Source organism: Paenibacillus sp. DMB20 (assembly GCF_000987955.1).
GTDB lineage: Bacteria > Bacillota > Bacilli > Paenibacillales > Paenibacillaceae > Paenibacillus_AQ.
Genome location: NZ_LAZU01000025.1, coordinates 406,066 through 430,818, shown reverse-complemented (window position 1 = coordinate 430,818; position 24,753 = coordinate 406,066). Strand labels below are relative to the sequence as shown.

Genomic DNA, 24,753 nt, shown 5'->3' with positions numbered 1-24,753 from the left:
GTGGAATATCATAGCTAAAAACTATAATTGCCAATCGTAATTATTTGCACTTTTCTTTCCGAATGGTATCATATTGTCATTGGGGTGATCAAATTGATACAAGAATACTTGCGAATAAATAAAATCCTGGACCTAAAGAAGTGGAAACGTCTTCAAGATTCCTTGGCCGCCGTTACCAAGCTGGCGATCCTGACGGTCGATTACAAGGGAAACCCCGTAACCACCCACAGCAGCTGCCAGGCCTTTTGCCAGAATGTGCGCAAGGATCCGGAACTGCTCCCTTACTGCCAGAAATGCGATTCCCGCGGCGGCCTGGAAGCCGTCCGCTTAAATGCGCCTTACGTATATCTTTGCCATTTTAACATCGTTGACATTGCCATTCCCATCACCATCGACGATAAATACATCGGGGCCGTCATGGCCGGACAGGTCAAGCTCGCGGACCCCGAAAATGCGGGCGACCTGGAGCAAATTTTAGCATCGAAGAACGAATCGCTGCATCATCGGAAGCGGGACAAATTGAATCAATATTACGACGAGATCCCCACGATGACTTATGAAGAAGTCGTCAAAATATCCAATATGCTGTTTCTCCTGTGCAACTACATCGTCGAGGAGGCCCTTAATAAAAATCTGCTTGTCGAAATGTTCGAGAAGGCTTCCGGCAATCAAGAAGCCCTGAACATCTCTACCATTCTGCCGGGGTATTCCATAAAAAACATAGAAACGATCAAAAAGGAAATGACCAATGCGATTGCCGACGCCTATTTGAAAAATACTCCGTACGATCCGGACATTTGTTCCAACTCGGTGCTAAAACCCGCCTTCGACTACATTTACCGGAACAAAAGCGAGAATATGTCGCTCAAGCATATGGCTGAACTATGCCATATCAGCCCCAGCTATTTCAGCAGGCTGTTTGCCAAGGAGACGGGTGAGACTTTCTCCGCCTATCTGGCGCGCCTCAAGATTACCTGGGCCAAACAGCTGTTGGAGGTTACCGACATGCCGGTTTCCCAGATCAGCGACGAGCTCGGCTTCAACGAACCCGGTTATTTCATAAAAACCTTCAAGAAATTCGAGGAAATCACGCCTGCGCTGTACCGCAAATACTTTAAAGGAAACATGAATCGGCCAGGTTAACGAAAAGGGATGCCCCTTGCCATAAAAGGCAGGCGCATCCTCTTTTCCATGCAGAAGCTGATTAGGCATAGATCAGAAACACCTTGCCGTTGACGAAAGAGATCGTGTCAAAGTTTCCGTATACCCAGGTTTCAATCGTGTGGCCGTTGACGGCGGTAAGGCTCTTGCTTCCCGGAGATCCCCATGACATTTGGACTTGTGCCTTCGTCATGCCGAGAGATACTTGTCCGGCTTTGATCTTCTTCCATGTGGATGAGGACCACTTATATTTCTTGTACGGATCGAACTTATAGAAGGAGGACTCGTCTGCAAACAGCTGCGATACGTTGGAAGAAGACATGGAATAGCTCTTCAGCGTTTTGCCTGCTGCCGATCTGAATACGATGACAAAAGATCCCGTATCATCCGGCAGAATGTCGGTCACCGTTACTTTCGAGAAGCGTTCCCATCCTTGGAAATCGTTGATCCAATACGTTCTGCCGATAAATTTGGCCAAACTGCCCTGGGCTGCCTTCTTGATTAGCGATGCCGTCTCGGCGGATACAACGGTCAAACGTGCCTCACCGAAAGAAATTTCGGCCTGCTTCCACTTGCCGTCCCATCGGGCTTGCGCCCCCAGCGCGTCGGACAGCAGCGAGACCGGTATGAGAGTCCCCTCTTTATCGTTCATGGGGACCGCTTTTAAACGGATTTTATTTCCGTTCAGGGTGGCTTGGGCCGTGCCCGCTTTGAACCACAGCGACGTGTCGCCGAGCTTTACGTCCAATCCCCCGCCTGACGGGGAAACGGTGCCGCCCAATGCTTGAAATACCGGTTTGGCAGGGACGAACACGATGCCTTGAGCCTGTTTCGAGTATTTCAGGTTATGACGCAGGCTTGCGGATACCGTCAAGTCTTTTGATATGCCGCCCGAGGTTACGGTAACTTTGGTCTCGCCTACGCCGAGAACTTTAACCGTTCCCTTCGATTGCAATTGAAGCAAATGCGGCTTTTGAATCTCAATGCTTGCCTCGCTTGCCGGAACTTTGATTTTCGCTCCGTTCGTGTAGGTTTCCTGGATATCGATTTTCAGCTGGTCACCCACGAACGGCTTCGCGTCGGATAACGAAACGTCCAATTTTTTTATGGCTGGCACATCGACAGGCTTGATATCCCCATCGTCGAACATGACCCAGCTGCCGCTGCTTTTTTGGGCATAAAATTGATCATGGCTCTCCTCTTTGACCGCTGTTCTCACGATATCGCTCAGTCCCGGCACCTGCTTGGCCAGCTTAAAGCGATCCTGGTAGTTGCCTGTCGTCCAGACCGTCCCGTCCTTGCGGGTGACCAGCAATCGAGGCGTCGGGTCTCCCGTGCCATAAGCGATATGAACGGCATCCTCTGCGACCGCAACCGGAATGATTTTGCCGTTATCATCGAAATTGAACGTTTCGTAGATAACCACCTTTCCGCTGTCATACAACAGCGCGACACGGCTGTCGAATACGGATATGTCCTTTACGGAGGCCGCATCCGGAATGGTGCCAAGCTTTTTATAGGTTTCCTGCGCGTAAGAATCCCGGATCAGCACATCGCCGTTATGGCTTAAAGCCGCAAAATCCCGGTCCCCGTAACCGATTAGCTTGATGCCTTCAAGCTTCTTGACTTTTCCTCCAATGCTCCATACCGTTCCGTCCATCTTAAGCCAATATTCGCCTGCGGCTTGCTTGACTCCGGTCTGGTCCTTCACCACGTGCGGAGCATTGGCTATGTCCCATTGAATCAGCTTTCCATCTTGAGTCACGCCCATGCCTTCGAGCTCCGTACCGTTGACCGCCTCTACATTTCCCGGAGTTCGAATGACCCGGTTGCCGTTAATCATCGACCACATGGAACCGTCTTCCATTAATAATGTTTTCTCTCCGAGAATGTCCTTAATCTGCGGCGCAGCATCCGCGGCGGAAGCCTGCCCCGCTGTCAGTCCGGCCGATCCGAAACCGAGCAGGAAACCGATCAAGACGATATACAACGTCTTTCTCAACCCTCATAACCCCTCTCTACTCTTTTGGAATATTTTTCAACCCCCTTGTTTATTCGACAATACCAGCGTTTTTCCTTTTCAAAACGACATTCGTAGAAAATTGCACTTATTTTTCGATTTACGGATTCAAAGATGCCTAAACATTAGTTGTTTCTTATGATTTACCTTATAATGCTACGGTGAAAAGCGATAATTAATTCATGATTGAATATAGAAGTCCCCCAAAAACGCATCAATTACATATACTTTATGGTTATCATGGGTTTTCATCATGATATGGAAACGGGCAAAGAAAAAGCCCAACCTGCCGAGAGGTTGGGCTTTCCGGGATTTCATTGTTAAATCGCGTAAACTTATTGCATAAATGCTACGTTGTAGCCTTTTTCTTTCAGCAGGTCGACAACCATGCCTTTGATCACGTAGTGACCCGCGCCTACCACAACAAAAGAGGTGTGCTCCCCTTTCCGCTCCAGCAATTCAACCAACTTCTTGGCCATGTTTTTGTCCCGCTCCCCGAACAAGCGCCGGTTGGCTTCGCTTTGCGTCAATTCGGAGTCCGTCAAGCTTTGGGTCAAGCCTTCCGCATCGCCTTTAACCCAGGCCTGCTGCATTGCCTTCAGCTGCTCTGCGGCATCGCCCTGCCCTTGATCGGACAGCAAGCTATCAAGCATTACGTTTAATTCCTTCTCCTGTTCCTCCGCAGGCACGTTCGCAAACAGATCCGCCTGCAGCTTAATGCCTTCCAGCTCATGGATCGGCTTACCCGACAGCAGGGCTTTACCGAGGAAGTAACGGTCGATGCCGGTAACGGACGCAAGCTCGGTTTCCGCCGGATTGTCGAGAACGCTGAACGTCGACAGCGTGCTGGAGATGGCAAACGGCTTATAGCCGTCAAAGGTTTCGGCCGGCAATTGCAGCTTTTTAAGCACCTTTTGCAGCTTTTCGTACGTACCCGCGGATACATGATCTTTCACCTTTGTTCCGTCGCTGTAAGCCATTTTCTCCGTAAAATAACTCATATCTCCGTTTACGATGTCCACTTCGACCCACAGGTCTTCCGACGCTTCAAAGGCTTCACGGATGCTCTTATGCATCGGGTACATGTCGGTATTCCCCAAATGAATGGAGCCCAGCAAATACAACGTGTTATTGCCGTTGGTTACTTTCCACATGAGACCTTCGGCCCCTTTACCTGCCGTATCGTATGCGAATTCAACCAGTCTGCTCGCCATTACGGCTGCCTGCTCGGCCGTACAAGGCTGATCCAGTTGAAGTCCGGCCTTCGTGCCTTGAACGACACCGTTATTCTTCATGAAGTCTACCGGTGAATCCGAAGCCAGTCCATACGTTTCCGGCAGTTCGTAATTCGATAAAAGCTTATGTAAGGAAGTGATTACGGTTTCTCTCGTGATGGTTTGGCCAGCCGGGAAAGAAAGGGAAACCTCTTTTTTCTTAAACCCGAGCATATCCAGCTTTTTCGCCGTTGCATTCATTAAAGATTTAAAATTATCGGCTGTTATCGGCTTTTGAAAACTTCCGCCGTAATACCAGTTCAGCGGGTAAATCCCGTATTTCTCGCCCTCATGCAGGGTCTTTACGGACCAGGGGCTGAGCGTGGGGACCGGGGCTTCCGGGGCTGGCGATGCGGCGTTAGCGGGAAGAACGCTTCCTGCCACCATCGTCAAGCTCAGCGCACCTGCGGTTGCCCAGCGGCTCAGTTTATGCCAATGTTTTTTAACGTTCATGAATCTTTCTCCTCTCTTGAACTACGTTGATAATCTGGCAAGCCTATTAGAAAATTGTACCATGTATATCCGCATTCCTCTACCAAAAATGACGGCAAGCGTGCAGTAAGCGTTTAAACGCAAAAAAGGCACGCCTCTTCAGCGTGCCTTTGCGGGACTATAGTAAACCGGATTGCTTCACATTCTCATAGAAATCATAGAATTCCGGGATGTTCAGCTGCTGCGCCGCGTCGGACAAGGCCGTAGCGGGATCCGGGTGAACCTCGACCATGACGCCGTCCGCCCCTGCAGCCAAAGCGGCTCTGGCGCAAGGCGCGAGAATGTCTTTGCGGCCCGTCGAATGGGTGACATCGACCAGTACCGGTAGATGGGTTTCCTGTTTCAAAATTGGAACTGCCGAGATGTCCAAGGTATTTCTTGTCGCTTTCTCATAAGTCCGGATTCCGCGCTCGATCAGCATCACCTGCGTATTTCCCCGGGACACGATGTACTCCGCCGCATGAACGAATTCGTCAATCGTGGCAGCCAAGCCGCGTTTGAGCAGAACCGGCGTCCGCACCTCGCCCGCCGCTTTCAACAGCTCGAAATTCTGCATGTTTCTGGCGCCGATTTGAATCACGTCGATGTAATCGCATGCCAGTTCAATATGGGCGGGATCGACAATTTCGCTGATCGTTTTGAGGCCGAACTCGGACGCAACCTCTTTTAAAATTTTCAAACCTTCCACGCCCAACCCCTGAAAATCATACGGCGAGGTTCTCGGTTTGAACGCCCCGCCTCTCATGACGGTTATGCCGGCTTCCTTAAGGGCTGCCGCCACTTGGCGTACCTGTTCGTAACTTTCCACGGAACACGGGCCGGCAATCATGACCGGTTTGCCGCCGCCGATTACGGTATCGCCAAGTTGTATGATCGTGTCCTCCTGCTTCTTTTTACGGCTGACTAGCAAAAGCTTCTTGCTGTCTACCTGCTGCAGTTTCAACGAGGCCTGGAATATTTGCTTGAATAAATGCCGGATCGTTTCGTTATCGAATGGCCCGTCGTTATGCTCGGTGATGGCCTGCAGCATTTGTTTTTCCCGCACCGGATCGAAATCGGGCACGCCCTGCTTTTGTTTCTCCTCTCCGATCTCCTGGGCTAAACGCGCCCGCCGCGACAACAGCTCCAGCAGCTGAAGATTGACCGAATCCAGTTCTGACCGCAATTGCTCCAAACGTCCTTGACTCATACAGAATCTCTCCTTTGATTTATATATAAAAACAAAAAGACTCCTGTCCGCAAAGGGACGAGGAGTCGTGGTACCACCCTTATTAGATATGCAGCGCAAAAAACGATTCCGTCGTCCTTCGAAAAGAACGATGGCGTTTTTACGAGAAATAGCCGCACATCTCACTTGAACCTTTTAACGCAAGGGTTACGGGCCTTCCTACCGCTTGCCGCATCATGCTTAAAACGGAAGCTATCAGAAAACCGGCTCGGGAATGAACTTCGGCGGGAACCTTCGCTCGGCAGCTTTCAGTCGGTGGCATGCCGTCCCTGTCAGGAATGTTCTTCGCTTACTCTTTCCTTCATCGCTTGTATCCTATTCTGGAACCGTAAATTTAAAAGCATTGTATTACAATCGGGATTGTCATGCAAGCTTATTGTTTAAAGCGATGTCGCGTTACCGTAATGAAATAAGTTGGGTTGACTTTTATCTTTTCACCCCATCTCCCCCTAGAATAACTGGACTCTATTCTGAAAAAAGCTGTCGTTGATGACATAGGTCCATGTTGCCGAAGGAATTCTCAACTCGCTCATATCAAGAGGGACCGTCATTTCCTCCTTAAACTCCGTCTTGAGGAAGACGTTTAATGTACGGGTTTCAATCTCTTTGTCCATTCGCCCGTAAGCTTCAATGAGAAGCCGATTATACTGATCCAGAGGATTTTTATTGCTCAAGCTTTCCAAATGTATGCCTTCCTTAATGTAAGATGCATAATCCAAAAAGTCTGACCAGCATGCATCCATCTGGATCAGCAAAACGTATTTTTCGGTCTCCTCCACCTTAACCTGTCCATAGGCTGCACACAGATTTTCGTATAACTCGGGTTCACTTGTTGCCAACACATTGGGCTTGACTCTATTAAAAAGCACATCCGTCCGTCTTTCATATAAAATCCTTCGCTGCTGTTCAACGATATCGGCGTATTTGTTCAACGTCTTTTTGATCTCGTAGTTCTGCCCTTCGATAACGAGCTGAATATGGTTCAGAATATGCCGGATTTTGGAGTCTTCAATCGGAGCGTCCGATTTTAGACCTTGATATTTTGCGGGAAGTTCCTCCTTAATCCCATATCTAATCAAAATATCGTCTTCCAAACTAATGATGAATCGCGACGATCCCGGATCTCCCTGTCGGCCTGCCCGCCCTTTTAACTGCATGTCCACGCGAACGCTCTCATGAAGATTCGTACCGATGACGTATAATCCCCCCAAAGCCGCCACCTTCCGGTATTCCTCGGGATCCCCGCCGCCTAGAATGATATCCACTCCCCGGCCGGCCATATTGGTGGACACGGTTACAGCGCCAAGCATCCCGGCTCTGGAAATAATCTCTGCTTCCTGTTGATCATGCTGCGCATTAAGCACATGGCATGACACCCCCTTGCCCGCAAGGTCTGCCGCCAGTTGGTTCGACCCTTCAACGCTTGAGGTACCTACCAGAATCGGTCGGCCCGTCTCATGAACGGAGACGATCTCGCGAATGATGGCCCTTCTTTTTGATTCTTTATCCGAAAATATGAAATGGGGGAGGTCCGTTCTCCGGGAAGGTTTGTTAGGCGGTATAACTACCACATCCAAAGCATAGACGTCCCTGAATTCATCAGCCGAGGATTGGGCGGTTGCCGTCATTCCGCAAAGTTTTTTATACAGCTCAGAAAATGCTGCAGCGTCATGGAGCCCATGATTTTTCCGCCCGCTTGAACTTTAAGTCCTTCCTTTACTTCGACTGCAGCCTGCAAACCGTCAGGCCAATGCCTTTTATCCGCGATCCTTCCCGTAAACTCATCAATGAGCTGTACGGCTCCATCCCGAACGATATAGTGGACATCTCTCTTTAACAAAACTTCGGCATGCAGCGCACAATTCAGTTCCGTTAACGTTTGGCTGTTCTCCATATCGTACAAATTGCCGCAATCAAGCAGTTCCTCTGCCTGTTCCGCTCCCGCCTCGGTTAAGAATACGTTTCGCTCATGGTCATCCGTGTCATAATCAACGCCAGGTTTGAGCTGCTTCACAATATCGGCCATTCTGCTGTAAGCATTTCGATTTTCGCCGATATCGCCAGCTATAACCAGCGGAATCCTCGCTTCATCGATTAATATCGAATCCGCTTCGTCAACCAATACATAATGGTGAGAGCGTTGAACTCTATTCTTTATGTCATAAACGAGCGAATCCTTCAGATAGTCAAAACAAGCCTGCTTGGCCGTCATATAAGTAACATCCGCGGCATAGGCCCGCTTCCGTTCAGGCAACCCGGTCTGCTCTATGATACACCCGACGGTCAGGCCTAAAAATTCATAAATCGGCCTTACCCACTCGGCATCTCGGCTTGCCAAATAATCATTGAAGGTAAAAACGTGCACCCCTTTTCCTTCCAAAGCATGAAGATACGCCGGAAGAACCGCAGCAAGCGTCTTGCCTTCGCCGGTTTGCATTTCCACCATATATCCGTCATGAAGGGCTAAACCCGCGATATATTGCGTGTCATACAACCGGATTTGCAGGAAGCGCCATATGACTTCGTCAACCACAGCCGCCGCCTCGGCCACCAGGCCGCTGAGCGGAACGCCGGACTGTGCCTTCAGTTTGAGCTCCCGGGCAAAATCTGCGAGCTTTGAATCGCTCCAATCATTGAATTGAACTCCCTTGATAACCTTGAGCTTGTCATAATACGGCTTAAGCCGGTGCCGATTGTAAATCGTATTCATTTTATTGAAAATATTTTCTTTTCCCGAACTCATGAGAACCTCCTTTAGTCGAACGAAACAGGGTTGAAAGAATTCCATGTAAAAGGAGGTTTCAGGCTCGGTTCCTTGTAGGTTTGAAATCGAATAAGGATCCGTTCGCTTTCCAAGCAAAGGATTGCATAACATTGGATGACGTGATTGGAAATGACAAGTCTATTGGGACCATCCATCAAAACTTGCCTGGGGATCAAGAGCAGGAATTTGTCATAAAAAATCAAATCGTATAGCGGAGCTCGTCTGCAGTCGGTAATCGTCAGGATAAAACGATGAATAAAAAAATATATAAGAAGCAACCCGCTTTTCATGATTCGGATCCATTGGATGCGGGATCTGCCGGATAAACAGGGATTTATTTTCATCATGCGGATGGGGAGTTCACCTCCTTTCTCGTTTGTTTTGTGTTGGTATACCTTTTTCGAGATTTGAGGGAAGCATTCCTTCTCCTAAGTACAGAAAAACAAGCTTTTCCTGCCTGTCAATAACCTTCCCTAAGGCTAATGGTTACGGCAGATCGATCGTTAAAAAGCCTGCCCGCTCCCCCTCTTTACCTCCTCCACGATCGCTTTGACGCCCTCCTCGATCTGCTCCGGCTGCGCCCTTAAAATGCTGATCTTCAGAAATTTCTCCCTGTCCAAAAAATCCTGGCAACGATGTATCCGCTTGGATTCTTTGCGCTTCAAACATTCGGGCTCCTTCACGCCACCTCCTCGGAGGGCGGCATTCTGTATGCGGTAACGCCCATTTTGACAATGCTTCTGGCCTTCGTATTTCTAAAGGAAGTGACCACTTTGCTTCAAAAGCTGTCTATTTTCCTTTCGGTCCTTGGTGTCGTATACATCTTTATGATGAAGGGAAGCAGCTTCGATCTGTCCAGCATCACGGGGATTCTCCTGCTGTTTTTATCCTGTCTGGCTTTCGCCGGTTACAGCGTGTTGGCCCGGTCGCTATTGAAAACATTCAGTCCCTTGGAAATCACATACATGATGCTTGGCATCGGCTGCGCCGCCTTTTTACTCGTCTCGTTAACGTCTCATATCGGCTCCGGAACGCTGGATCGCTTCTTCGAGCCTTTATCCAGCGGCACCTTTATCTGGTCCATCCTTTATCTGGGGATACTGTCTTCCCTCGTTACTTCTCTGACGGCCAATTACACCCTGTCCAAAATCAGCGCCTCGAAAACGAGCGTGTTCAGCAACCTGTCAACCGTCGTCTCGATTGCTGCCGGGGCCATGTTTCTTCACGAGGAAATCAAGCTTTATCACGTCATCGGCTCGGTGCTGATCATAGCGGGAGTCATCGGCGCGAATGCCCTGGGAGCCCGGAGCCAACAATCACCGAAGACGGCGAATACGCCATGATATAAAGGGGCGGCTTCATGAGTGAACTAAGTGCTTTATTTCGAAGAAGAATCGTTCTGTCGGAAAACGAAAGCATTTCCTTTGAACGCTTGAATCAAGTCATGCGGGGCCGCCATACCAGAAGAAAACCACGTCCCTCACGACGTGGTTCTTCTGTTCTAATTCAATCTGTGAACCATCTCATACTTGTTGCCGCACGGGTCTTCGAAATAAACCGCGTAATAGGTCGGGCTGATCGGAAATTTTCCCAGGAATTTACCCGTAAGTCGATATGGCTGTATTTATTCATCCCGCGCCTCCAACAGATTTTTGATTCTATTCAACGTCTCTTCCCAATAACGCCGCATCATTTCCCTCATATAGACGTCTTCCAGCATTTCCTGGTGAATGGAGATGGTGGTTTTACCGGAGCTTGCTGACAACAAATAAATTTGAAGCCGGGACGGGCTGTCCCACTCCGGACGTTTCCAGGTCATGCGCAGCTTTTGGTACGGTACGACCACCGTAATTTTCCCGGACACGCCTTCCTTGGATTCGTATTCATGTCCCTTCTGGATTTTAAAGGAAGGAACTTCTCCGATCCATAACGATAAGCCCTCAGAAGAGGTGAGAAAATTCCAGGCTTTCTCCTTGGTTGCGGCAAACGTCTTTCTGATGCCTATTTGCACACCCGCGTCTTTGGTTGTTCCAACCGGTGTCCGGCCCATGATTTGTTCGTACATGACGGCGATCCATTCGCTCCAATCTCCCGAAACTTGATGCGCCTCGCGGATATGATTTTTGATTTGTTCATGGGACCATAGCGGGTCCACTTCCCGGCCAAGTTTCATTATCCATTCTTCCCATGAGCTGCCCGTTGCCGTCTTCACGTCCCGTTTAAAAATAGAGCCTGCCACCTTTTTTCCTCCTGTCGCATCCTTTTGGGTTTTGGGTTTCATTATATAACGAAAACACTGACAACGAAGGTCAGTGTTTATAACTAGGATTGATAATGGTCCAACAGGGAGGCCGTGATGTCGATCATGCAGGATTTCAGTCCCTCCGGCTCCAAGATGCGTATCTTTCCGCCATAAGACAGCAAGTAATAAGGAAGCTGCGTATAAATTTTCAGCTCGTCCAACTTGAAATGGGCATACTCCGCCGTTCGCTCCACGAGTGCGTGACCAAGCAGCCAATGTCCGCACAAATCGTCCAAAGCCTGAGGGCTGCCTTGGATGTGAACCGAAATCAAATGAGCGCTATCTTCACCCCCGTCATCCGAACGCAAGCTGTCCAATAAAAACGACCGGGCGGAAAAATCGGGCGGACGTTCAAATTGGTGATCGGTGCATATCAAATCGCTCATACGGTCGACGCGGAAGCTGCGTATTTCCCCGCGCAAACGGCAGTAACCAACGGCATACCATTTGCTTTTCCAATGGACGAGCCCATAGGGATCAACGATGCGCTTATTGATGGAACCGTCATATCCTGTCTTGTAGCATAGTTCGAGGCTTGATTGCAAATCCATGCATTTTTCGATCTCTGTGAGCATGGAGATCAGAGAAGCGGCAGAAGGAGGCTGTATGACTTCAAGACTGATCTCGTGACGCTCCATGCGCTCGAGCTGCTCCGAATTGGCATACCGCTTGATTTTGGAAACCGCCCGGCTAAGCGCCGCTTTTGACGGATAACCCGCTTCCCGTGCGAATGCCGCCGCCTGTAGGAGGGCTTTTTGTTCTTCGGCATCAAAAAACAAGGGCTCCAGCTTGATATGTTCAGGAATAAAGTAACCTCCGTCGCGACCGGTTTCCGAAACGATCGGGACGCCGGAAATGCATAGAGCATCGATGCACCGGTAAACCGTCCGGATATGAATTTCCAACTCCTCTGCCAGTTGCTTGGCCGTCATTCTTCTTCGTGATTTAAGGAGCCATAGAATAGCCAGCATATTGTCCGCTTTAGGCATCGTTTTCAGCAGCCCTTTCCTCTACCACTCGTTTTTAGTCTATTTACATTGTACTATAAGCCGTAAAACTGGAAGGAGCGGAAGCTAAACCTGAAAACGAATGAAGATCGAACCCTTGATCCCCATTTTATTCCCGGCCGGTGCTGAGCTAATCTCTGATCTACTTACTGACAGGAATCGTAATGTCTTGGTCTATCCGGACTGGGGCGGCCTCCCGATACATTTCAATTTCATAGGTTTTCAGTTCAGGCGCGAAAATCCATGCTTCATAATAATCGTCCTGATCGTTTCTCACCCGTGCTGCCCCCGAATCTATCCCGATGCCTTTATCGAAACGCTGCTGCAATTCGGGATATAAACTTTCCTTGGCTTCCGGCGGGACTGCAAACAGGATGCCCAAACGTTTGTCTTCCATTCGATCCCTTTTTATTCTCAGCCGCAAATAATCTTTCTCGTAACTCGCCCCGATGATCGTTAACTCATTATCTTTAAAGCGGACTTTCTTAGGAAAAGGTTCGTCTAGCGAAAGGGTGAACGTTCCGCCCGGACTCTTTTCCGTCAGCATCACTTGATCCAGGTGCAGCGTAAGAGACTTCACCGATTCGTCGAAGTAAGGGGATGCGGTAAACGTAAGCTTGTTTCCGTTCATCCGCCTCACGCCGGGATAGTCCACCATGTTCTGCGGGTCGTCCGTATGCAATCGGTACGTTTTCCCCTTATCATCCGTTAAATACGGGACTGTCCCGGACTGGCCGAATAACAGATAATAATTCGCGTCATCCGCGATTTTGATATCGAGATAGGTATTGGTCGGCGTAATCTTGATTTGGTCCAGCGTCATTTCCCTCAAATCCGGATCCCCCGCCACCTTAACGGTCTGATGAAGCGGTATGATCCGATCCTCCAGCCAGTCCATATGATGGAACGGAACGCTCATCTTGAGCGTATCTGTTATGGGCTTGCCGTCTTCTTGATCATGCTGATGCCGATTTCAAACTGAAGTTCCGTAGGGTTATGGCTTAAAAACGTTTTAACTTCCTCCGGCTTTACTTCACCGATCCGGCTAATAACCAGTACCGGGTCCTTTGCGTCATCGCCCGATTCGATCACGACGCCGGCGCTGCTGCCCCCATCAGAAATTTCAGGTATATTTACGAAAAAGACCGGTGCTTCCCTGTTCAGGCCCAAACTGCCGTCCGATCTTTTAAAAACATGCTGCTTCAAACGGTCGGATTGGATAAACACTTTATATGACAACTTATCGCTCGTCAAATACACATCGCTGATGCTGACTTTCACCCCGTCAAACTGCTTCACGAACGGTTCAAACGGACTGTAACCATGGGATTGGGCGTTCTCGACGCCGTCATTTCCACGCAACGTGTCCAGCCAATCCGAAACGATCGAGAAACCGGGAATCCCTTTGACCATAGCCGCAAAAGCCGGCGACTTCTGCACGGCGAATCCCAGAGATAAGGCCAAAACCGCGCAGGCTGCGGCTATTCTATACCTTCTTCTGCCGCTTCGGCGCCGGGGCTTCGTAACCGCCATGTCCTCTTCCGGCTGCTGACAGCGAAGCGGTACCTCCTTGGCAAATTGAATTAAAGAATCGGGAAGCGGAATTTCATCTAACGATTGCTGTATATTTTTCTTCAGCTGCCGTTCATCCCGGTTTAACATTCGATCACCTGCTCCATTTTTTGTCGGGTTGCCGCCTGACTCAGCTTCGATCTGGCGGCATGAAGCCGCGATTTGACCGTCCCCGCCTTAATGCCCAAAACGTCGGCGATCTCATCGATGGACAGTTCCTGGTAATAATACAGTGCAATGACGGACCGATGGTGAATGTCCAGCGACATGACGCATTCCAACAGCTCGGCTCCCCTTTCTTTTTTCAATACGGCTTCCAGCGGTGTTTCATGTTCGTCCGGAAGCTCCAGCTCGTCGATATTTCCGGAAACATTGGCGTGCCGGGACCTTTGTCTGGCCAGATCCATTGCCCGGCAGGCCGCCAATTGCTTGAACCAGGCATTGAAATTCCTTATTTTCTTCCCTTTGATAATGGCTTGATAAGCTTCGATCAGCGTGTTCTGTACGGCATCTTCAGCCAAATGCGTCGAGCGCAAAATAGCCGTAGACGTGCTGTACACGCGGCCCAGCAAAGGCTCCACCAGCTTGAAAAAGGCATCTTTATCGCCGTTCCGGCACAAATCAAACAATCGTTCTTCGCTTTCCATCCTGTCAACTCCCAATAGCACTATACTATATAGGCGAACAAAATGGAGGTTCGGTTCATTTTTTAGGCAAAAAAATAGAAACGGCCTGTACGGCCGTTTCCGCTCCCTGCCCCATGGCGATGGTTGGCTACTGTGGCAGCTTGACCCTCATTTCCAGCTCCTTCAAAAACGTAACGGGCGTCATTCGTTTGGTCTTCACCTGAAGCGGCGCTTTGCGGTCAACCGCCGGAAACTCAAGCTCGTAGCGGTAGACGCCGTCTTTCACGCTGATCAATTCCTTGCGGGTGTGATCCAGGGTCTTCCCGTTTTCTACAAGCCATGTTCCGACGTTTTGAATCGAAGCCGTCTCCCCTTCGATCGCCAACGTAAGAACGGTCCGGTCCTTTTCGAATTCCACGCCCGTTACGTTCACGGTACCGATCTTGCCCTGATCCAGCTTGACCGGATATTTATCCGACAGCTTCGCCGTTACGCTGGCTTTTTCCGCAAACTTTGTACTTTTATCATCATAATTGCCTCCTATATAGGGCTTGATGATAAGTTCCTTCGGTTTGCCTTTTAAAGCACCCAGCTTCTCTTTATAATAACGGTCAAACGTGCCGTCCGGCTTTTCTCTCCCTTTGTCTTCCGCCTGGATGCGATCGTAAATCCATCCGTTGCTGTCCATGACGAAATAGTTCATGGCCATCATATTACGGTCCATTTCCGGATCCAGAGTCTGGGGAATGTTCCGTGAAATGAGATATTCCGTCGACTGCGGAGTGGCCGTTAAAGATTCCAGTTCAAATACGGCTCCACCGTACTCCTTTTTTATCGCCGGATTCAGCTTGAAATCGGAACTTACGGCGCTTTGCCCGGCTTCCGATGGGGATGCCGCCTGAACGGCCGGCGACGACAAGGTTCCTCCCAGCAATAACGCTGCGCTTAATACCGCAATGGTTGTTCTTTTCATGATCATTTCCTCCTTCATCCGATGAAACGAAATATGCATCTCGTTGCCGCTAAGGAGCGGACGGGCCCGAACAAGATGCGTTTGATTCTTACACTATATAGGCGAATGAAAGGGAAAGTAGGTTCAGATCCGGAGAGGTTCGTCGAGGAAAAAACGGAGGCTCGGTTCATTTTTATGCAAAAAAAGAAACGGCCCATGACCGTTTCTGCTTCTTCCAACATTTCTAAAGGACGTTATTGCGGGAGCTTCACCCTCATCTCCAGCTCGTTCAAAAACGCAACGGGCGTCATACGCTTCGTCATCACCTGAAGCGTCGCTTTGCGGTCAACCGCCGGGAACTCAAGCTCGTATCGGTAAACGTCGTTGTTCACGCTGATCAATTCCTTGCGGCTGTAATCCAGAGCCTTCCCATTTTCTACAAGCCATGTTGCGGCGTTTTGAATCGAAGCCGTCTCCCCTTGGATCGACAACGTAAGAACGGTCCGTTTCTTCTCAAATTTCGCGCCCGTTACGGTCATGGTTCCGATCTTGCCCTGATCCAGGGTCACCGGGTATTTATTCGTCAGCTTGGCCGTCACGTCGGCCTTTCCCGCCGACTTTATGTTTGTACCCCCTAAATAGGGCTTGATGATAAGTTCCTTCGGTTTGCCCTTTAAGGCCCCCAGCTTTTCTTTATAATATCGGTCAAACGTGCCGTCCGGCTTTTCGCGCATTTTATCTTCCGCCTGGATGCGGTCGTAAATCCATCCGTTGCTGTCCATGACGACATAGTTCATGGCCATAATATTGCGGTCCATCTCCGGATCCATATTTTCAGGGACGTTCCGCGAAATGACATATTCCATCGATTGTTTAGTGGCCGTTAAAGATTCCAGTTCAAATACGGCTCCCCCGTATTCCTTTTTTATCGCCGGATTCAGATTGAGTTCGGAGCTCACGGCGCTGGGCCCGGCTTCCAATCGGGAAGCCGCCTGAACGGCCGGCGACGACAAGGTTCCTCCCAGCAATAACGCTGCGCTTAATACCGCGATGGTTGTTTTCTTCATGATCATTTCCTCCTTCATTGATGAAACAGGCACATGGGGGTCCCGTTAAAAAATCCGGACCGGGCCGATGCATTTTGTTTCTTACCATTTATAGGCGAAGGAAACGATAAAAAGGTTCAGATCGGAGTCATCTAACACGGTGAACTTTGGATTTCGTCTACGTCCGCCGCATATAGGCACGTACCGTTAGCGGTGCGAAGATCGCTACAATGACGCCGGCGCCAATGAGGGAGAAGGCAAGATCCCCGCCAACCGTTCCGGCGTTCGTAAGATCTCGAACGGCGGTGACCAGATGCGAGATCGGGTTAACGTTCACTACCCATTGAAGCCAATCAGGCATCGTATTGACCGGTACGAAAGCGTTGGAGAGAAAGGTGAGCGGAAACAGTACAATGATGGAAATCCCCTGTACGCTTGAAGCATTACGTGCAATCACGCCAAAAAAGGCGAAAATCCAGCTGATGGCCCACGAACACGCAATGACAAGAACCCCGGAGATGGCGACGTACAAAAGGCCTCCCTCGGGCCGATAGCCCATAATATACCCCATGATGAAGGTTAGCACGGTCGCAATCGTATATCGGATCGTATCCGCAAGCAAGGCCCCTGCCAAAGGTGCTATTCGAGCGATGGGCAATGACTTGAATCGGTCGAACACTCCTTTATCCATGTCTTCGCGCAGCTGGACGCCGGTGACGATGGAGGTGGTAATCACGGTCTGCACGAGGATACCGGGGATAATAACCGGCAAATAATTTTGAACGTTTCCGGAGATGGCGCCGCCAAAGATATACGTAAACATAAGGGTGAAAAGTATGGGCTGGAACGTAACGTCGAACAGCTGCTCGGGCGTACGTTTAATTTTAAGCAACCCCCGATAGGCCATTGTGAGCGAGTTGCGAACCGTCTGGCCTAAACCGGTGTAATTTTTATATTGATGATCCGCATTCGGCTTCGCTAACGTGCTTCTCATGCTCTCGCCTCCTCTACAACACTCGATTTTTCAGCCTCCAGCGGCACGTTTTCATGGACATCCTGTCCGGTTATCGTCAGAAATACTTCGTCGAGAGTCGGCTTCTGCACGCTGATCTCGGCCAGTTGGAATCCTTCGGCCCGGAGGACGATCAGCAGGTCGGTAACAAGATCGGCTTCCGCCATCGGTGCAGTGATCGTTCCGGCTTCCGCCGATACATTCGAGCGGACCTTAAGCACCTGTTCGACGATCTGGCGGGCGCCGTGGATGTCCTGCGGATTTTGGACTCTCAAATGCAGCGACGAGGTCCCGACAGAAGCTTTCAGTTCATCTGTAGTACCCTCGGCAACGACTCGTCCGCGATCGATGACCGCGATTCGGTCAGCCAGTTGATCCGCTTCATCGAGGTATTGCGTCGTTAACAGGACCGTTGACCCCGTATTCACCAAACGGCGGATCGTATCCCACATTTGCGAACGCGTACGCGGATCCAACCCGGTCGTCGGTTCATCCAGGAAGATGAGCGGCGGCTGTGCAATGAGACTTGCCGCCAAATCCAGCCGCCGACGCATCCCTCCGGAGAATTGCTTCAGCGGCCGCTTCGCCGCTTCAGTTAAACCGAATTCCTCCAGCAGCTCTTCCGCCTTCTGCCGTGCCTCTTTACGCCCCAACCCTAACAATCTGGAGAAAATGACCAGATTCTCGATTGCGCTGAGCGACTCGTCGACCGATGCATACTGACCGGTTACTCCAATCAACTGACGCACGATCGCGGACTCTTTGACCACATCGTACCCGAAGATACGAGCCGTACCCGCATTCGGCCGCAGCAAAGTTGCCAGCATTCGAATGGTCGTGGTCTTGCCTGCTCCATTCGGACCAAGCACGCCGTAGATCGTACCCGTACGGACGTTCAAATCCACGCCATCCACGGCATGATTGCCGCCGAATGTTTTAACCAGTCCGCAAGCCTCGATGGCCCATTCCCCGTTGCCTGGCACGGTCTTCCTTTGTTTATGATTCATTCCAGCTCCTCCTTGCGAATAGAGATGCCTAGAGTCTCGGGTCAACCTCTATTCTCCGCGACTCATCGACTCGCTCTTTACATCTTATTGCATTGTAAGGAATCCTGGTCAGCCGTTAAACCATCCCGGGAATGGTTTTCCATCGGTCTCGAGACTGAGATGCTGCCAAAACAAGCAAAAAACGCTATCGTCCTTCTTATGGACTATAGCGTTTCTCCCGAGAAATATAAGGTTTACGCGCCATCAAATCAAGTCGATCTGTAAGATGCCGGACCGCCGGCTTACAGCAGCTCGCATTTCTTCGTGCACAACTCGATGAAGGAATCCGCTGCATACTGACAGTCATCATATCCCAAATTGCCGGAATGAGAGACGAGAATGGGATACTCGTTGTTTTTCGGTTCCTCTCTCATATCGAATAAATAATGGTTCCCGCTGCCATCCATTCCAAACGAAACGGCAAATGGCATATACTCCGGCAGCTCATAAGCAAAATTCATTTCCCTAAAATCCTCCGTGCCGAAGAATTGAAAATAACGGTCTCCGTTTTGGAATTCTCCGCCGTTGGAATATTTCAGAAAATCGATATAGCTGTCGGGAAATGCTCTTTGAGGCAGCTTCCAGCCGGATGGATCAATCGGTTTGTACATATCGTGGTACGGAGACGATTTGGGAAAAGGATTCGCCTGCCGCTGCTTGATTTCTTGGATCTCCTGCTCCGACAGATTTTGGTTCCACGCCTTCAGAAACTGCATAATTTCTTCCCGCGTCGCGCCTTCCCATTTTGCAAATTCATGTTCAAAGCGTATCGTCCACATGATAGTCCCCCTTTAGGGGATTGCCTTTACCCTAACAGCTCCAGCAGTCTCTCTAGACGTTCCTTTAAAGGGGAAGACTCCCTTTTCGCTGCCTGGGCCAGCTTTTGGCTGCTGCCGAAAATGCGGTATATGACGGCTTCACGCTTATAATCTTCCTTGGACTCAAGCTCCCGGATCAGTGCATCAGCAAGATCGGGCGTATCTATGGCTATGTTCTTGACAGGTTTAGCCGATTCGCTGCCCCCCAGCAAAATCGAGACGATGGTCGGCATATGCTCTGCCGTAACGCCGTGAGCTTCGATAAAGGCTTCCGCATATCCGTCCTGCGCAGACTGATGCTCGGTATCCACCAATTCCATATAACGGCGAACCAACGGAAAATATACATTGCTGTACAATCCAAGTCCGAATACCGCATAGGTTCCGGGCATGACGGATTTCTCGCCCGGCTTCACATCCTCGTACCAGGCGAATTCCTCCATGGCCAGCTCGGCATAAGCCGCAAGCCGGGGGAATAACGCCGGGTAACGCGCCGCGTTGGCAAAAAACTGATGTTGTCCGGACCTCGCCAGCTTTTTTAACGGCAAGAAATTCTTTTCTTTGCTCTTCAGCATAAGCTTGTATCCCTTCGGAAAGCCTTGATCTAGCAGATTGCCGATAAAGTTCAACGCTTCGCCGTAGGCGGCTTCTTCTTCGGAGCCGATATGAATTTCAATGGTTTGCGTAATGTCATTGGCCGTGGCTTGGATCAGACTGCTCTTATACACGCTTTCGAAACGGCCGCTCCCCTGTTTCAAATAATCCTCCGCCCTCTTCGAGCCCAGCTGGACGGCCAGCTTCAGGTATTTCTCCCGGGTATCCGGTTCCCGGGGACCGATCTTCAGGGCGGCAAACATGAAAAATTCAAGTTCTTGAGCATTGGGTTTGCTGCACTCCGGCTCTTCTTTGAGGACCCAATCCAACCCGTAATTTCCGGACCGGTCAAAAAATCGATTTAAAAACCGCTCCTCAGACCAGTCTTTGAAAGCCGCAGTATACTGGTAAGCCCAGCTATCGCTTCGTTCTTTACGGGTGCGCAGCTTGTCGCTGAGGCGGCGGATCAGCGGTTCGATCACTTCCTGCCGCTGTTCCATCAAATCGGGATTCATCAGATGACGCGCGAAGAAAAACTCGTCATTTTCTTTGGGAAGAACCGGAAGCTCCAGCATGATTTTGGTGTCGATAAAGTTGTCAAACGTTTGCTTGAGACCCCGGAGCTTCTCTTCGTTTAACAAAGCTTGGGAGTAGCGCAGCACCGATTGCTCCCGCTCAAATTCGAATACGAGCTCCAATCGGTAATCAAAAAAGCGGGGACCGTAATCGTCCGACCGGAACAGTGCATCTACCCGGTCCCGCAGAGCGGGAAAAAAATCCTGAGCTAGGATATCATCCGTCAATTCTTCGATGTAAGCACCCGCTTCGAATGTATAAGAACTGTCGCTCCAAGAGAACGGTTCATAAACGTCGATATGGATGTTTCCCTGTACCCAGTTGAATTTTCCTTTTCTCCAGGCCACTCCAAGGTAGTCAAACATACCCGCTTGAAGCCGGCTTTGGTTTTTGATCTCGCGAACCCTCCGGCTTTCCTTGTCGTAAATGGAATTGACATGGCTCCATATGTCATTCAGAAATGCTTCCGCAGCCTGATTCAATGCGTCGTCCTCCTATTCAAGAAATCATTCTAAACGCCATCACTGCGAAAAGCTGATGATTCTGCCGTCCGTTGCTGTTGCCCCGTTTTTAATAAAATCATCCGCTATCCGATCGTCGATACCACATTTCCTTCCTGGTCCTTAATATGGGTTTTTACGATTTGAATGGAGATTCCTTTGAATGCGGAAAGCTCGATCAAACCTTCCTTCGGCTGCAATTTCCGGGAAAGTTCAGCCGCTGTTGCCTCATCAAGTTTCATTCGGATACCGTCCTCGCCGGTTTCAAAGTCTGCCTTCGCCCCCGGCTCCAGAACTACCCGGATGTCGGAACTTACCAGATTAAGGTCCTTCCCTTTCAGAATGCGGCCTTGAAGCAGCTTTCCAATAATCCCGGCCTGCTTGGCCCCCAGTCTGAGCGTTGCCGGGGCTTTGCCCAGCAATCGGTTCTTGCCCGGCTCCCAAGCCAGTTGATCCACATATAAAAAACCGGTGTTGGAACCGTCCTGTTCCATCCCTCTTTGCACGGCTTCGGATACGGCAGGAACCCGCACAAGGGAGTCCCGCGACAAATCGGTTATGTAATGGGGCATATGTTCCAGGCAAGCCTTCAGCATCCCCAGCGTATTCCACGTCTGCATGGATTCAAGTTCTTCGCCGGTAATGCCGACCATTTGCAAAAACTGAACCTGCCCATTCGGCGTATCGACAGCCGAAAGCTCCGGATCCTCCACAAAGGCCAGCGCGGTCAGCTGCGTATCGGAAGCCAGGCATATCGGACCGTTGGCGTCCAAATAGTCGCCCGACCTGAAAATATTTCCGCTGTTAAAAATATATCTCCCCATATTTTGGAGCAGGTTCAGCGCCCAAGCCGGTGGCTCCTCCTCGCCTTCGGTGCGTGTTAGCCGAAAAGTCAGCTCAAACCCGTATCCGCTGTAGTCGGGATCTTCCGATTCCTTATCGTACAGCTCCGAAAATCCAAAAGTGATGAAATGCCAGTGGGGATAGGGCTTTTCCGCCTTGTAAGCGCTGATTCCATCGAGCGGATCCTCACCGCCCAGCATATAAGGAAGAAGCGTTCCGTAGTGCTTCGGTTCCTGATCGCCGTATATTTTCGACATTTCCTGTTCAATCGCATCCCAGCCGGTTGTGTTTACTTCTTCGCTCATCGATCGTTCCCTCCAAATTCAACGTTCATTTTTCTGGTCAGACATCGCCTTAAGGCAACATTCTCCCATTCATCATTTTGCAAGAAAACGTACATGGATTATGTTAGAAACAAAAAAATCAGGAAATCGGATTCCCTATTGTCCATTAGTAGATGAATAGAAGGAAGGGATTCCATAGCCTGATTACATTGACAGTATAAAGCCTTGCCGTATGTATTATCAATTTTAGTTGAGCCGGAGCCTGCGAAACGATTCTTTTGGCCTAAACAGGCTAGTCTATTGTCACTATTCACGATTTCCCCCCTACAGATCAAATGAAACAGAATCAGCGGAAAAACTTTCGCATATCACATGATAACCCCTCCTCATCTTTTGGTTATTCTCATCCTGATGAAAAAAAATATTTAACTCCTTTAATCTTTCAATCGGCGCGCGCTAAGCCATTGGGCTCGACCGGTTTGCTCAGCCAATGCTCATCGGTTTGCACGTGGTTCTTCCGGACGAATTTGGCGACGGAGCGCTTGAAATCCTCATAGGGAAAAGCCGAAACCAGCCGGACGACATAACCTTCCTGCTCGCCCCCGCAGCGGGACTGCTTCGTGTAACATTGCCTTGCGGCTTCCTCGCTCCAAATTCCGCGATATAACACGGGAACGAGAGCAAGGTTCAATCGGGCCGCCCACTCCTCCGTTTCCTCCCAAGAAAGGCAAACATTCTGGTCGTTCCATATGGAGAAAAGCATGAAATAGCTCGGCAGGGACGAATAGAAGAGCGAATGTTTGGCATACACGTTTTCCCCGCACAGCCGGTACCCTTCCGGAATGAGATGCCTGATCCCGCCATGGAGCGTTTTGACGTAATGACGCGAGGAATGGTCCTTGCTGTCAAGCGACCTTGCGTGAATAAACTCGCGATACATCGTCGTGTTCTCCCCGTCCATTTTCTCGGTAATGACGACCTCCTGCCCTGCGAAATGATCCGTGTTCCGCAAAATTTTATCATCGTCCGTGTAACTTCTGGACCAAGGCAGGTGCATCGTTTTCGGATATTTTATTTTCATGGTGTCACCTCTTTATTTTGCGAAAGTATCCGCTTCCGCGAAGAAATACAGTTCGGCAAGCCGATGCTCGCCCAGCAAATGATAGATTTTGGACGCTCCCGCGTCCCCTCCGTGCAAAATCTCCATATGGAAGCTCACCATATCGACGACATGCAGAACAAAATCATCGCCGTATTCCATTTCTTTAAGAACATGGCAGGCTATGTTCGCAGATACATGCTCGTGCCCGTAATACGAATAATGCCCCCGGCTCGGCTTCCATACCTTGCAGAACGGTTTGCCCGCATCATGAAACAAAGCCGCCAGCTGCATCTCCAGCAGATGCTCCCCTTCATAAAACGTTTGGATGTATTCCAGAACGGCATGGGTATGCTCGGACAAAGTTTTGGAATGATAGGGATTCTCCTGATCGTAACCCAGCATCACTTGGAAATAAGGGGATTCGGACAAATGACCAAAAAGCTCATCATGATCCGGTTTGCCGGCAAGAAGCCGCTCCAGCCCGGCTCTTTCCAGTCTCGTCTCCGTAGGCGTGTGCACGATATGCAAGGCGTCAAAGCCTTCACCCAGAACGGGAAACTCGAAATTTTTGGCATATTTCGTCAGCACCTTGTCATCGATCCTGCGTTTTCTCGCTTGGATCCGTTCCCTTGCCGTTTCATAGGGAGTAATGCAAGCATGGCACTCCACCGGGACATCGCTAAATCTTTTCAAAAACTGCAAGCGCCGGTCCCGGCCGACATTCGTGGCGTCAAATACGACGTTCCTCCCGGATTGCAAAGCATGCCCTATTTCCGCAAAAGCTTCATCGAATACCAGATACGTGTTTTTCTGCTTGGCTTCGCTTCCAAATAACCGTTCCCGGATGGAGTCCGTAGCCACAAGGACGGCTCTTTCCCGCTTGCATAATTCTTTGGCGTAATGGCTCTTGCCGCTGCCCGGAATGCCGGCCAGCATGTGAATTGTGCCCATGGATTTTCACCTCCTTTCAGGCCGCTTAAATATTAGAAATAACTAGCAGCCACTACATAAGTATACTGGCAATGGATTACTAAACATAGGTTTTCTGCGATAAACAAAAGAAACCGGCAGTCAGAGGGAATAAGCATCTCCTCGCGCCGATCCACGGAGAGTTAGAGTTTGCTTCCGCAAAATTTCCGTGTCTTTTCAGGATTTCGCAGTCTGTCATTGGCGTTTTATTGTCTTTTTGATTAAAGTCGCTCGCTTCTCCCCCTTTGATTTAATCCGGAACTTCTGCGCGATCACGCAAAAAAACATGCGCGATCACGCCTCAAATTCGCCGTGGAACACGGATTCGCCCTCCCCCCATTCCAGCTATAATGAGGAGCAGATTCTAAAGCTGAGCGATAGTTTTTTGTGTCGACTTTTTACCGGAAATGCGTCCATTCTTCAATTTGTCTGACCCGGATATGTCCGATTCGCTCGCTCGTTTGAAATGAAAACGAAGGGACAAATCGCAAAAAAATTGAAAATTGATGTTATCATATTCTTTTTCGTTTATTTCCCTCGAAAAGACGTTCAGTTGCGGCTAAAA

Annotated in this window: 22 protein-coding genes; 2 read left to right on the top strand and 20 right to left on the bottom strand. The window is 49.8% G+C overall.

Going from position 1 to position 24,753, the window contains the following annotated elements; translation table 11 throughout:
• The first annotated feature begins 93 nt into the window (after positions 1–93).
• Positions 94–1,143, top strand: a complete 1,050-nt coding sequence (locus XI25_RS12660) for a PocR ligand-binding domain-containing protein (RefSeq protein WP_046678880.1) — start codon at positions 94–96, stop codon at positions 1,141–1,143.
• A 61-nt stretch (positions 1,144–1,204) separates the two neighbouring features.
• On the opposite strand, the gene XI25_RS12655 is transcribed toward XI25_RS12660, so the two are convergent.
• From XI25_RS12655 to XI25_RS33340, 6 genes are all read right to left on the bottom strand, one after another.
• On the bottom strand, positions 1,205–3,163 hold the full coding sequence (locus XI25_RS12655; protein ID WP_046678879.1) for a copper amine oxidase N-terminal domain-containing protein: 1,959 nt from the start codon (positions 3,161–3,163) through the stop codon (positions 1,205–1,207).
• 353 nt (positions 3,164–3,516) lie between these two features.
• Positions 3,517–4,908: a TraB/GumN family protein gene (locus XI25_RS12650; RefSeq protein WP_046678878.1), complete on the bottom strand. Its 1,392-nt coding sequence runs from the start codon at positions 4,906–4,908 to the stop codon at positions 3,517–3,519.
• A 157-nt stretch (positions 4,909–5,065) separates the two neighbouring features.
• Positions 5,066–6,136, bottom strand: coding sequence for a bifunctional 3-deoxy-7-phosphoheptulonate synthase/chorismate mutase (locus XI25_RS12645; protein ID WP_046678877.1), 1,071 nt, complete (start codon positions 6,134–6,136; stop codon positions 5,066–5,068).
• Positions 6,137–6,624: 488 nt separating this feature from the next.
• Positions 6,625–7,746 carry a preprotein translocase subunit SecA gene (locus XI25_RS31290; protein ID WP_235439850.1) on the bottom strand — a complete coding sequence of 374 codons (1,122 nt, stop codon included), beginning with the start codon at positions 7,744–7,746 and terminating at the stop codon, positions 6,625–6,627.
• A 53-nt stretch (positions 7,747–7,799) separates the two neighbouring features.
• Entirely contained in the window at positions 7,800–8,918 is a 1,119-nt protein-coding gene (locus XI25_RS31285) for a DEAD/DEAH box helicase (RefSeq protein WP_052759577.1), read from the bottom strand.
• A gap of 524 nt (positions 8,919–9,442) precedes the next feature.
• Positions 9,443–9,604, bottom strand: coding sequence for a hypothetical protein (locus tag XI25_RS33340; protein ID WP_160308905.1), 162 nt, complete (start codon positions 9,602–9,604; stop codon positions 9,443–9,445).
• Between XI25_RS33340 and XI25_RS12630 the strand changes: the two genes are divergently transcribed.
• Entirely contained in the window at positions 9,575–10,282 is a 708-nt protein-coding gene (locus tag XI25_RS12630; RefSeq protein ID WP_082112332.1) for a DMT family transporter, read from the top strand. The two genes, XI25_RS33340 and XI25_RS12630, sit on opposite strands and share 30 nt — an antisense overlap.
• A gap of 281 nt (positions 10,283–10,563) precedes the next feature.
• On the opposite strand, the gene XI25_RS12625 is transcribed toward XI25_RS12630, so the two are convergent.
• From XI25_RS12625 to XI25_RS12560, 14 genes are all read right to left on the bottom strand, one after another.
• The gene (locus tag XI25_RS12625; protein WP_046678875.1) at positions 10,564–11,178 is read right to left on the bottom strand and encodes an SRPBCC family protein; all 615 of its coding nucleotides are present in this window, start codon (positions 11,176–11,178) and stop codon (positions 10,564–10,566) included.
• 83 nt (positions 11,179–11,261) lie between these two features.
• On the bottom strand, positions 11,262–12,230 hold the full coding sequence (locus XI25_RS12620; protein WP_046678874.1) for a helix-turn-helix transcriptional regulator: 969 nt from the start codon (positions 12,228–12,230) through the stop codon (positions 11,262–11,264).
• A 160-nt stretch (positions 12,231–12,390) separates the two neighbouring features.
• Positions 12,391–13,167, bottom strand: coding sequence for a hypothetical protein (locus XI25_RS12615; protein WP_046678873.1), 777 nt, complete (start codon positions 13,165–13,167; stop codon positions 12,391–12,393).
• Positions 13,168–13,181: 14 nt separating this feature from the next.
• Positions 13,182–13,910, bottom strand: coding sequence for a DUF4179 domain-containing protein (locus XI25_RS12610; RefSeq protein WP_046678872.1), 729 nt, complete (start codon positions 13,908–13,910; stop codon positions 13,182–13,184).
• Positions 13,904–14,467, bottom strand: a complete 564-nt coding sequence (locus tag XI25_RS12605; protein ID WP_046678871.1) for an RNA polymerase sigma factor — start codon at positions 14,465–14,467, stop codon at positions 13,904–13,906. Before XI25_RS12605 ends, XI25_RS12610 begins: the two co-directional genes overlap by 7 nt.
• Before the next feature lie 127 nt (positions 14,468–14,594).
• The gene (locus XI25_RS12600) at positions 14,595–15,419 is read right to left on the bottom strand and encodes a DUF5643 domain-containing protein (protein WP_046678870.1); all 825 of its coding nucleotides are present in this window, start codon (positions 15,417–15,419) and stop codon (positions 14,595–14,597) included.
• Positions 15,420–15,652: 233 nt separating this feature from the next.
• Positions 15,653–16,465, bottom strand: coding sequence for a DUF5643 domain-containing protein (locus tag XI25_RS12595; RefSeq protein ID WP_046678869.1), 813 nt, complete (start codon positions 16,463–16,465; stop codon positions 15,653–15,655).
• A 157-nt stretch (positions 16,466–16,622) separates the two neighbouring features.
• Positions 16,623–17,438 (bottom strand): ABC transporter permease, encoded by an 816-nt coding sequence (locus tag XI25_RS12590; RefSeq protein WP_046678868.1) that lies wholly within the window; start codon positions 17,436–17,438, stop codon positions 16,623–16,625.
• On the bottom strand, positions 17,435–18,463 hold the full coding sequence (locus XI25_RS12585) for an ATP-binding cassette domain-containing protein (protein ID WP_046678867.1): 1,029 nt from the start codon (positions 18,461–18,463) through the stop codon (positions 17,435–17,437). Before XI25_RS12585 ends, XI25_RS12590 begins: the two co-directional genes overlap by 4 nt.
• Positions 18,464–18,744: 281 nt before the next feature.
• Positions 18,745–19,281 carry an SMI1/KNR4 family protein gene (locus XI25_RS12580; protein ID WP_046678866.1) on the bottom strand — a complete coding sequence of 179 codons (537 nt, stop codon included), beginning with the start codon at positions 19,279–19,281 and terminating at the stop codon, positions 18,745–18,747.
• A 26-nt stretch (positions 19,282–19,307) separates the two neighbouring features.
• Positions 19,308–20,972, bottom strand: a complete 1,665-nt coding sequence (locus tag XI25_RS12575; RefSeq protein WP_046678865.1) for a DUF6138 family protein — start codon at positions 20,970–20,972, stop codon at positions 19,308–19,310.
• A 104-nt stretch (positions 20,973–21,076) separates the two neighbouring features.
• Positions 21,077–22,138 (bottom strand): suppressor of fused domain protein, encoded by a 1,062-nt coding sequence (locus XI25_RS12570; protein WP_046678864.1) that lies wholly within the window; start codon positions 22,136–22,138, stop codon positions 21,077–21,079.
• A gap of 421 nt (positions 22,139–22,559) precedes the next feature.
• Entirely contained in the window at positions 22,560–23,198 is a 639-nt protein-coding gene (locus tag XI25_RS12565) for an RNA ligase family protein (protein WP_046678863.1), read from the bottom strand.
• 12 nt (positions 23,199–23,210) lie between these two features.
• Positions 23,211–24,170: an AAA family ATPase gene (locus XI25_RS12560; protein ID WP_046678862.1), complete on the bottom strand. Its 960-nt coding sequence runs from the start codon at positions 24,168–24,170 to the stop codon at positions 23,211–23,213.
• Between the last annotated feature and the right edge of the window lie 583 nt (positions 24,171–24,753).

Excerpts from the sequence above, each read along its gene's own strand:
- XI25_RS12650 (WP_046678878.1), bottom strand. The coding sequence starts at position 4,908 with ATGAACGTTAAAAAACATTGGCATAAACTGAGCCGCTGGGCAACCGCA.
- XI25_RS12645 (WP_046678877.1), bottom strand. The coding sequence starts at position 6,136 with ATGAGTCAAGGACGTTTGGAGCAATTGCGGTCAGAACTGGATTCGGTC.
- XI25_RS31285 (WP_052759577.1), bottom strand. The coding sequence starts at position 8,918 with ATGAGTTCGGGAAAAGAAAATATTTTCAATAAAATGAATACGATTTAC.
- XI25_RS12630 (WP_082112332.1), top strand. The coding sequence starts at position 9,575 with ATGTATCCGCTTGGATTCTTTGCGCTTCAAACATTCGGGCTCCTTCAC.
- XI25_RS12620 (WP_046678874.1), bottom strand. The coding sequence starts at position 12,230 with ATGCCTAAAGCGGACAATATGCTGGCTATTCTATGGCTCCTTAAATCA.
- XI25_RS12615 (WP_046678873.1), bottom strand. The coding sequence starts at position 13,167 with ATGAGCGTTCCGTTCCATCATATGGACTGGCTGGAGGATCGGATCATA.
- XI25_RS12610 (WP_046678872.1), bottom strand. The coding sequence starts at position 13,910 with ATGTTAAACCGGGATGAACGGCAGCTGAAGAAAAATATACAGCAATCG.
- XI25_RS12605 (WP_046678871.1), bottom strand. The coding sequence starts at position 14,467 with ATGGAAAGCGAAGAACGATTGTTTGATTTGTGCCGGAACGGCGATAAA.
- XI25_RS12600 (WP_046678870.1), bottom strand. The coding sequence starts at position 15,419 with ATGAAAAGAACAACCATTGCGGTATTAAGCGCAGCGTTATTGCTGGGA.
- XI25_RS12595 (WP_046678869.1), bottom strand. The coding sequence starts at position 16,465 with ATGAAGAAAACAACCATCGCGGTATTAAGCGCAGCGTTATTGCTGGGA.
- XI25_RS12590 (WP_046678868.1), bottom strand. The coding sequence starts at position 17,438 with ATGAGAAGCACGTTAGCGAAGCCGAATGCGGATCATCAATATAAAAAT.
- XI25_RS12585 (WP_046678867.1), bottom strand. The coding sequence starts at position 18,463 with ATGAATCATAAACAAAGGAAGACCGTGCCAGGCAACGGGGAATGGGCC.
- XI25_RS12580 (WP_046678866.1), bottom strand. The coding sequence starts at position 19,281 with ATGTGGACGATACGCTTTGAACATGAATTTGCAAAATGGGAAGGCGCG.
- XI25_RS12570 (WP_046678864.1), bottom strand. The coding sequence starts at position 22,138 with ATGAGCGAAGAAGTAAACACAACCGGCTGGGATGCGATTGAACAGGAA.
- XI25_RS12565 (WP_046678863.1), bottom strand. The coding sequence starts at position 23,198 with ATGAAAATAAAATATCCGAAAACGATGCACCTGCCTTGGTCCAGAAGT.
- XI25_RS12560 (WP_046678862.1), bottom strand. The coding sequence starts at position 24,170 with ATGGGCACAATTCACATGCTGGCCGGCATTCCGGGCAGCGGCAAGAGC.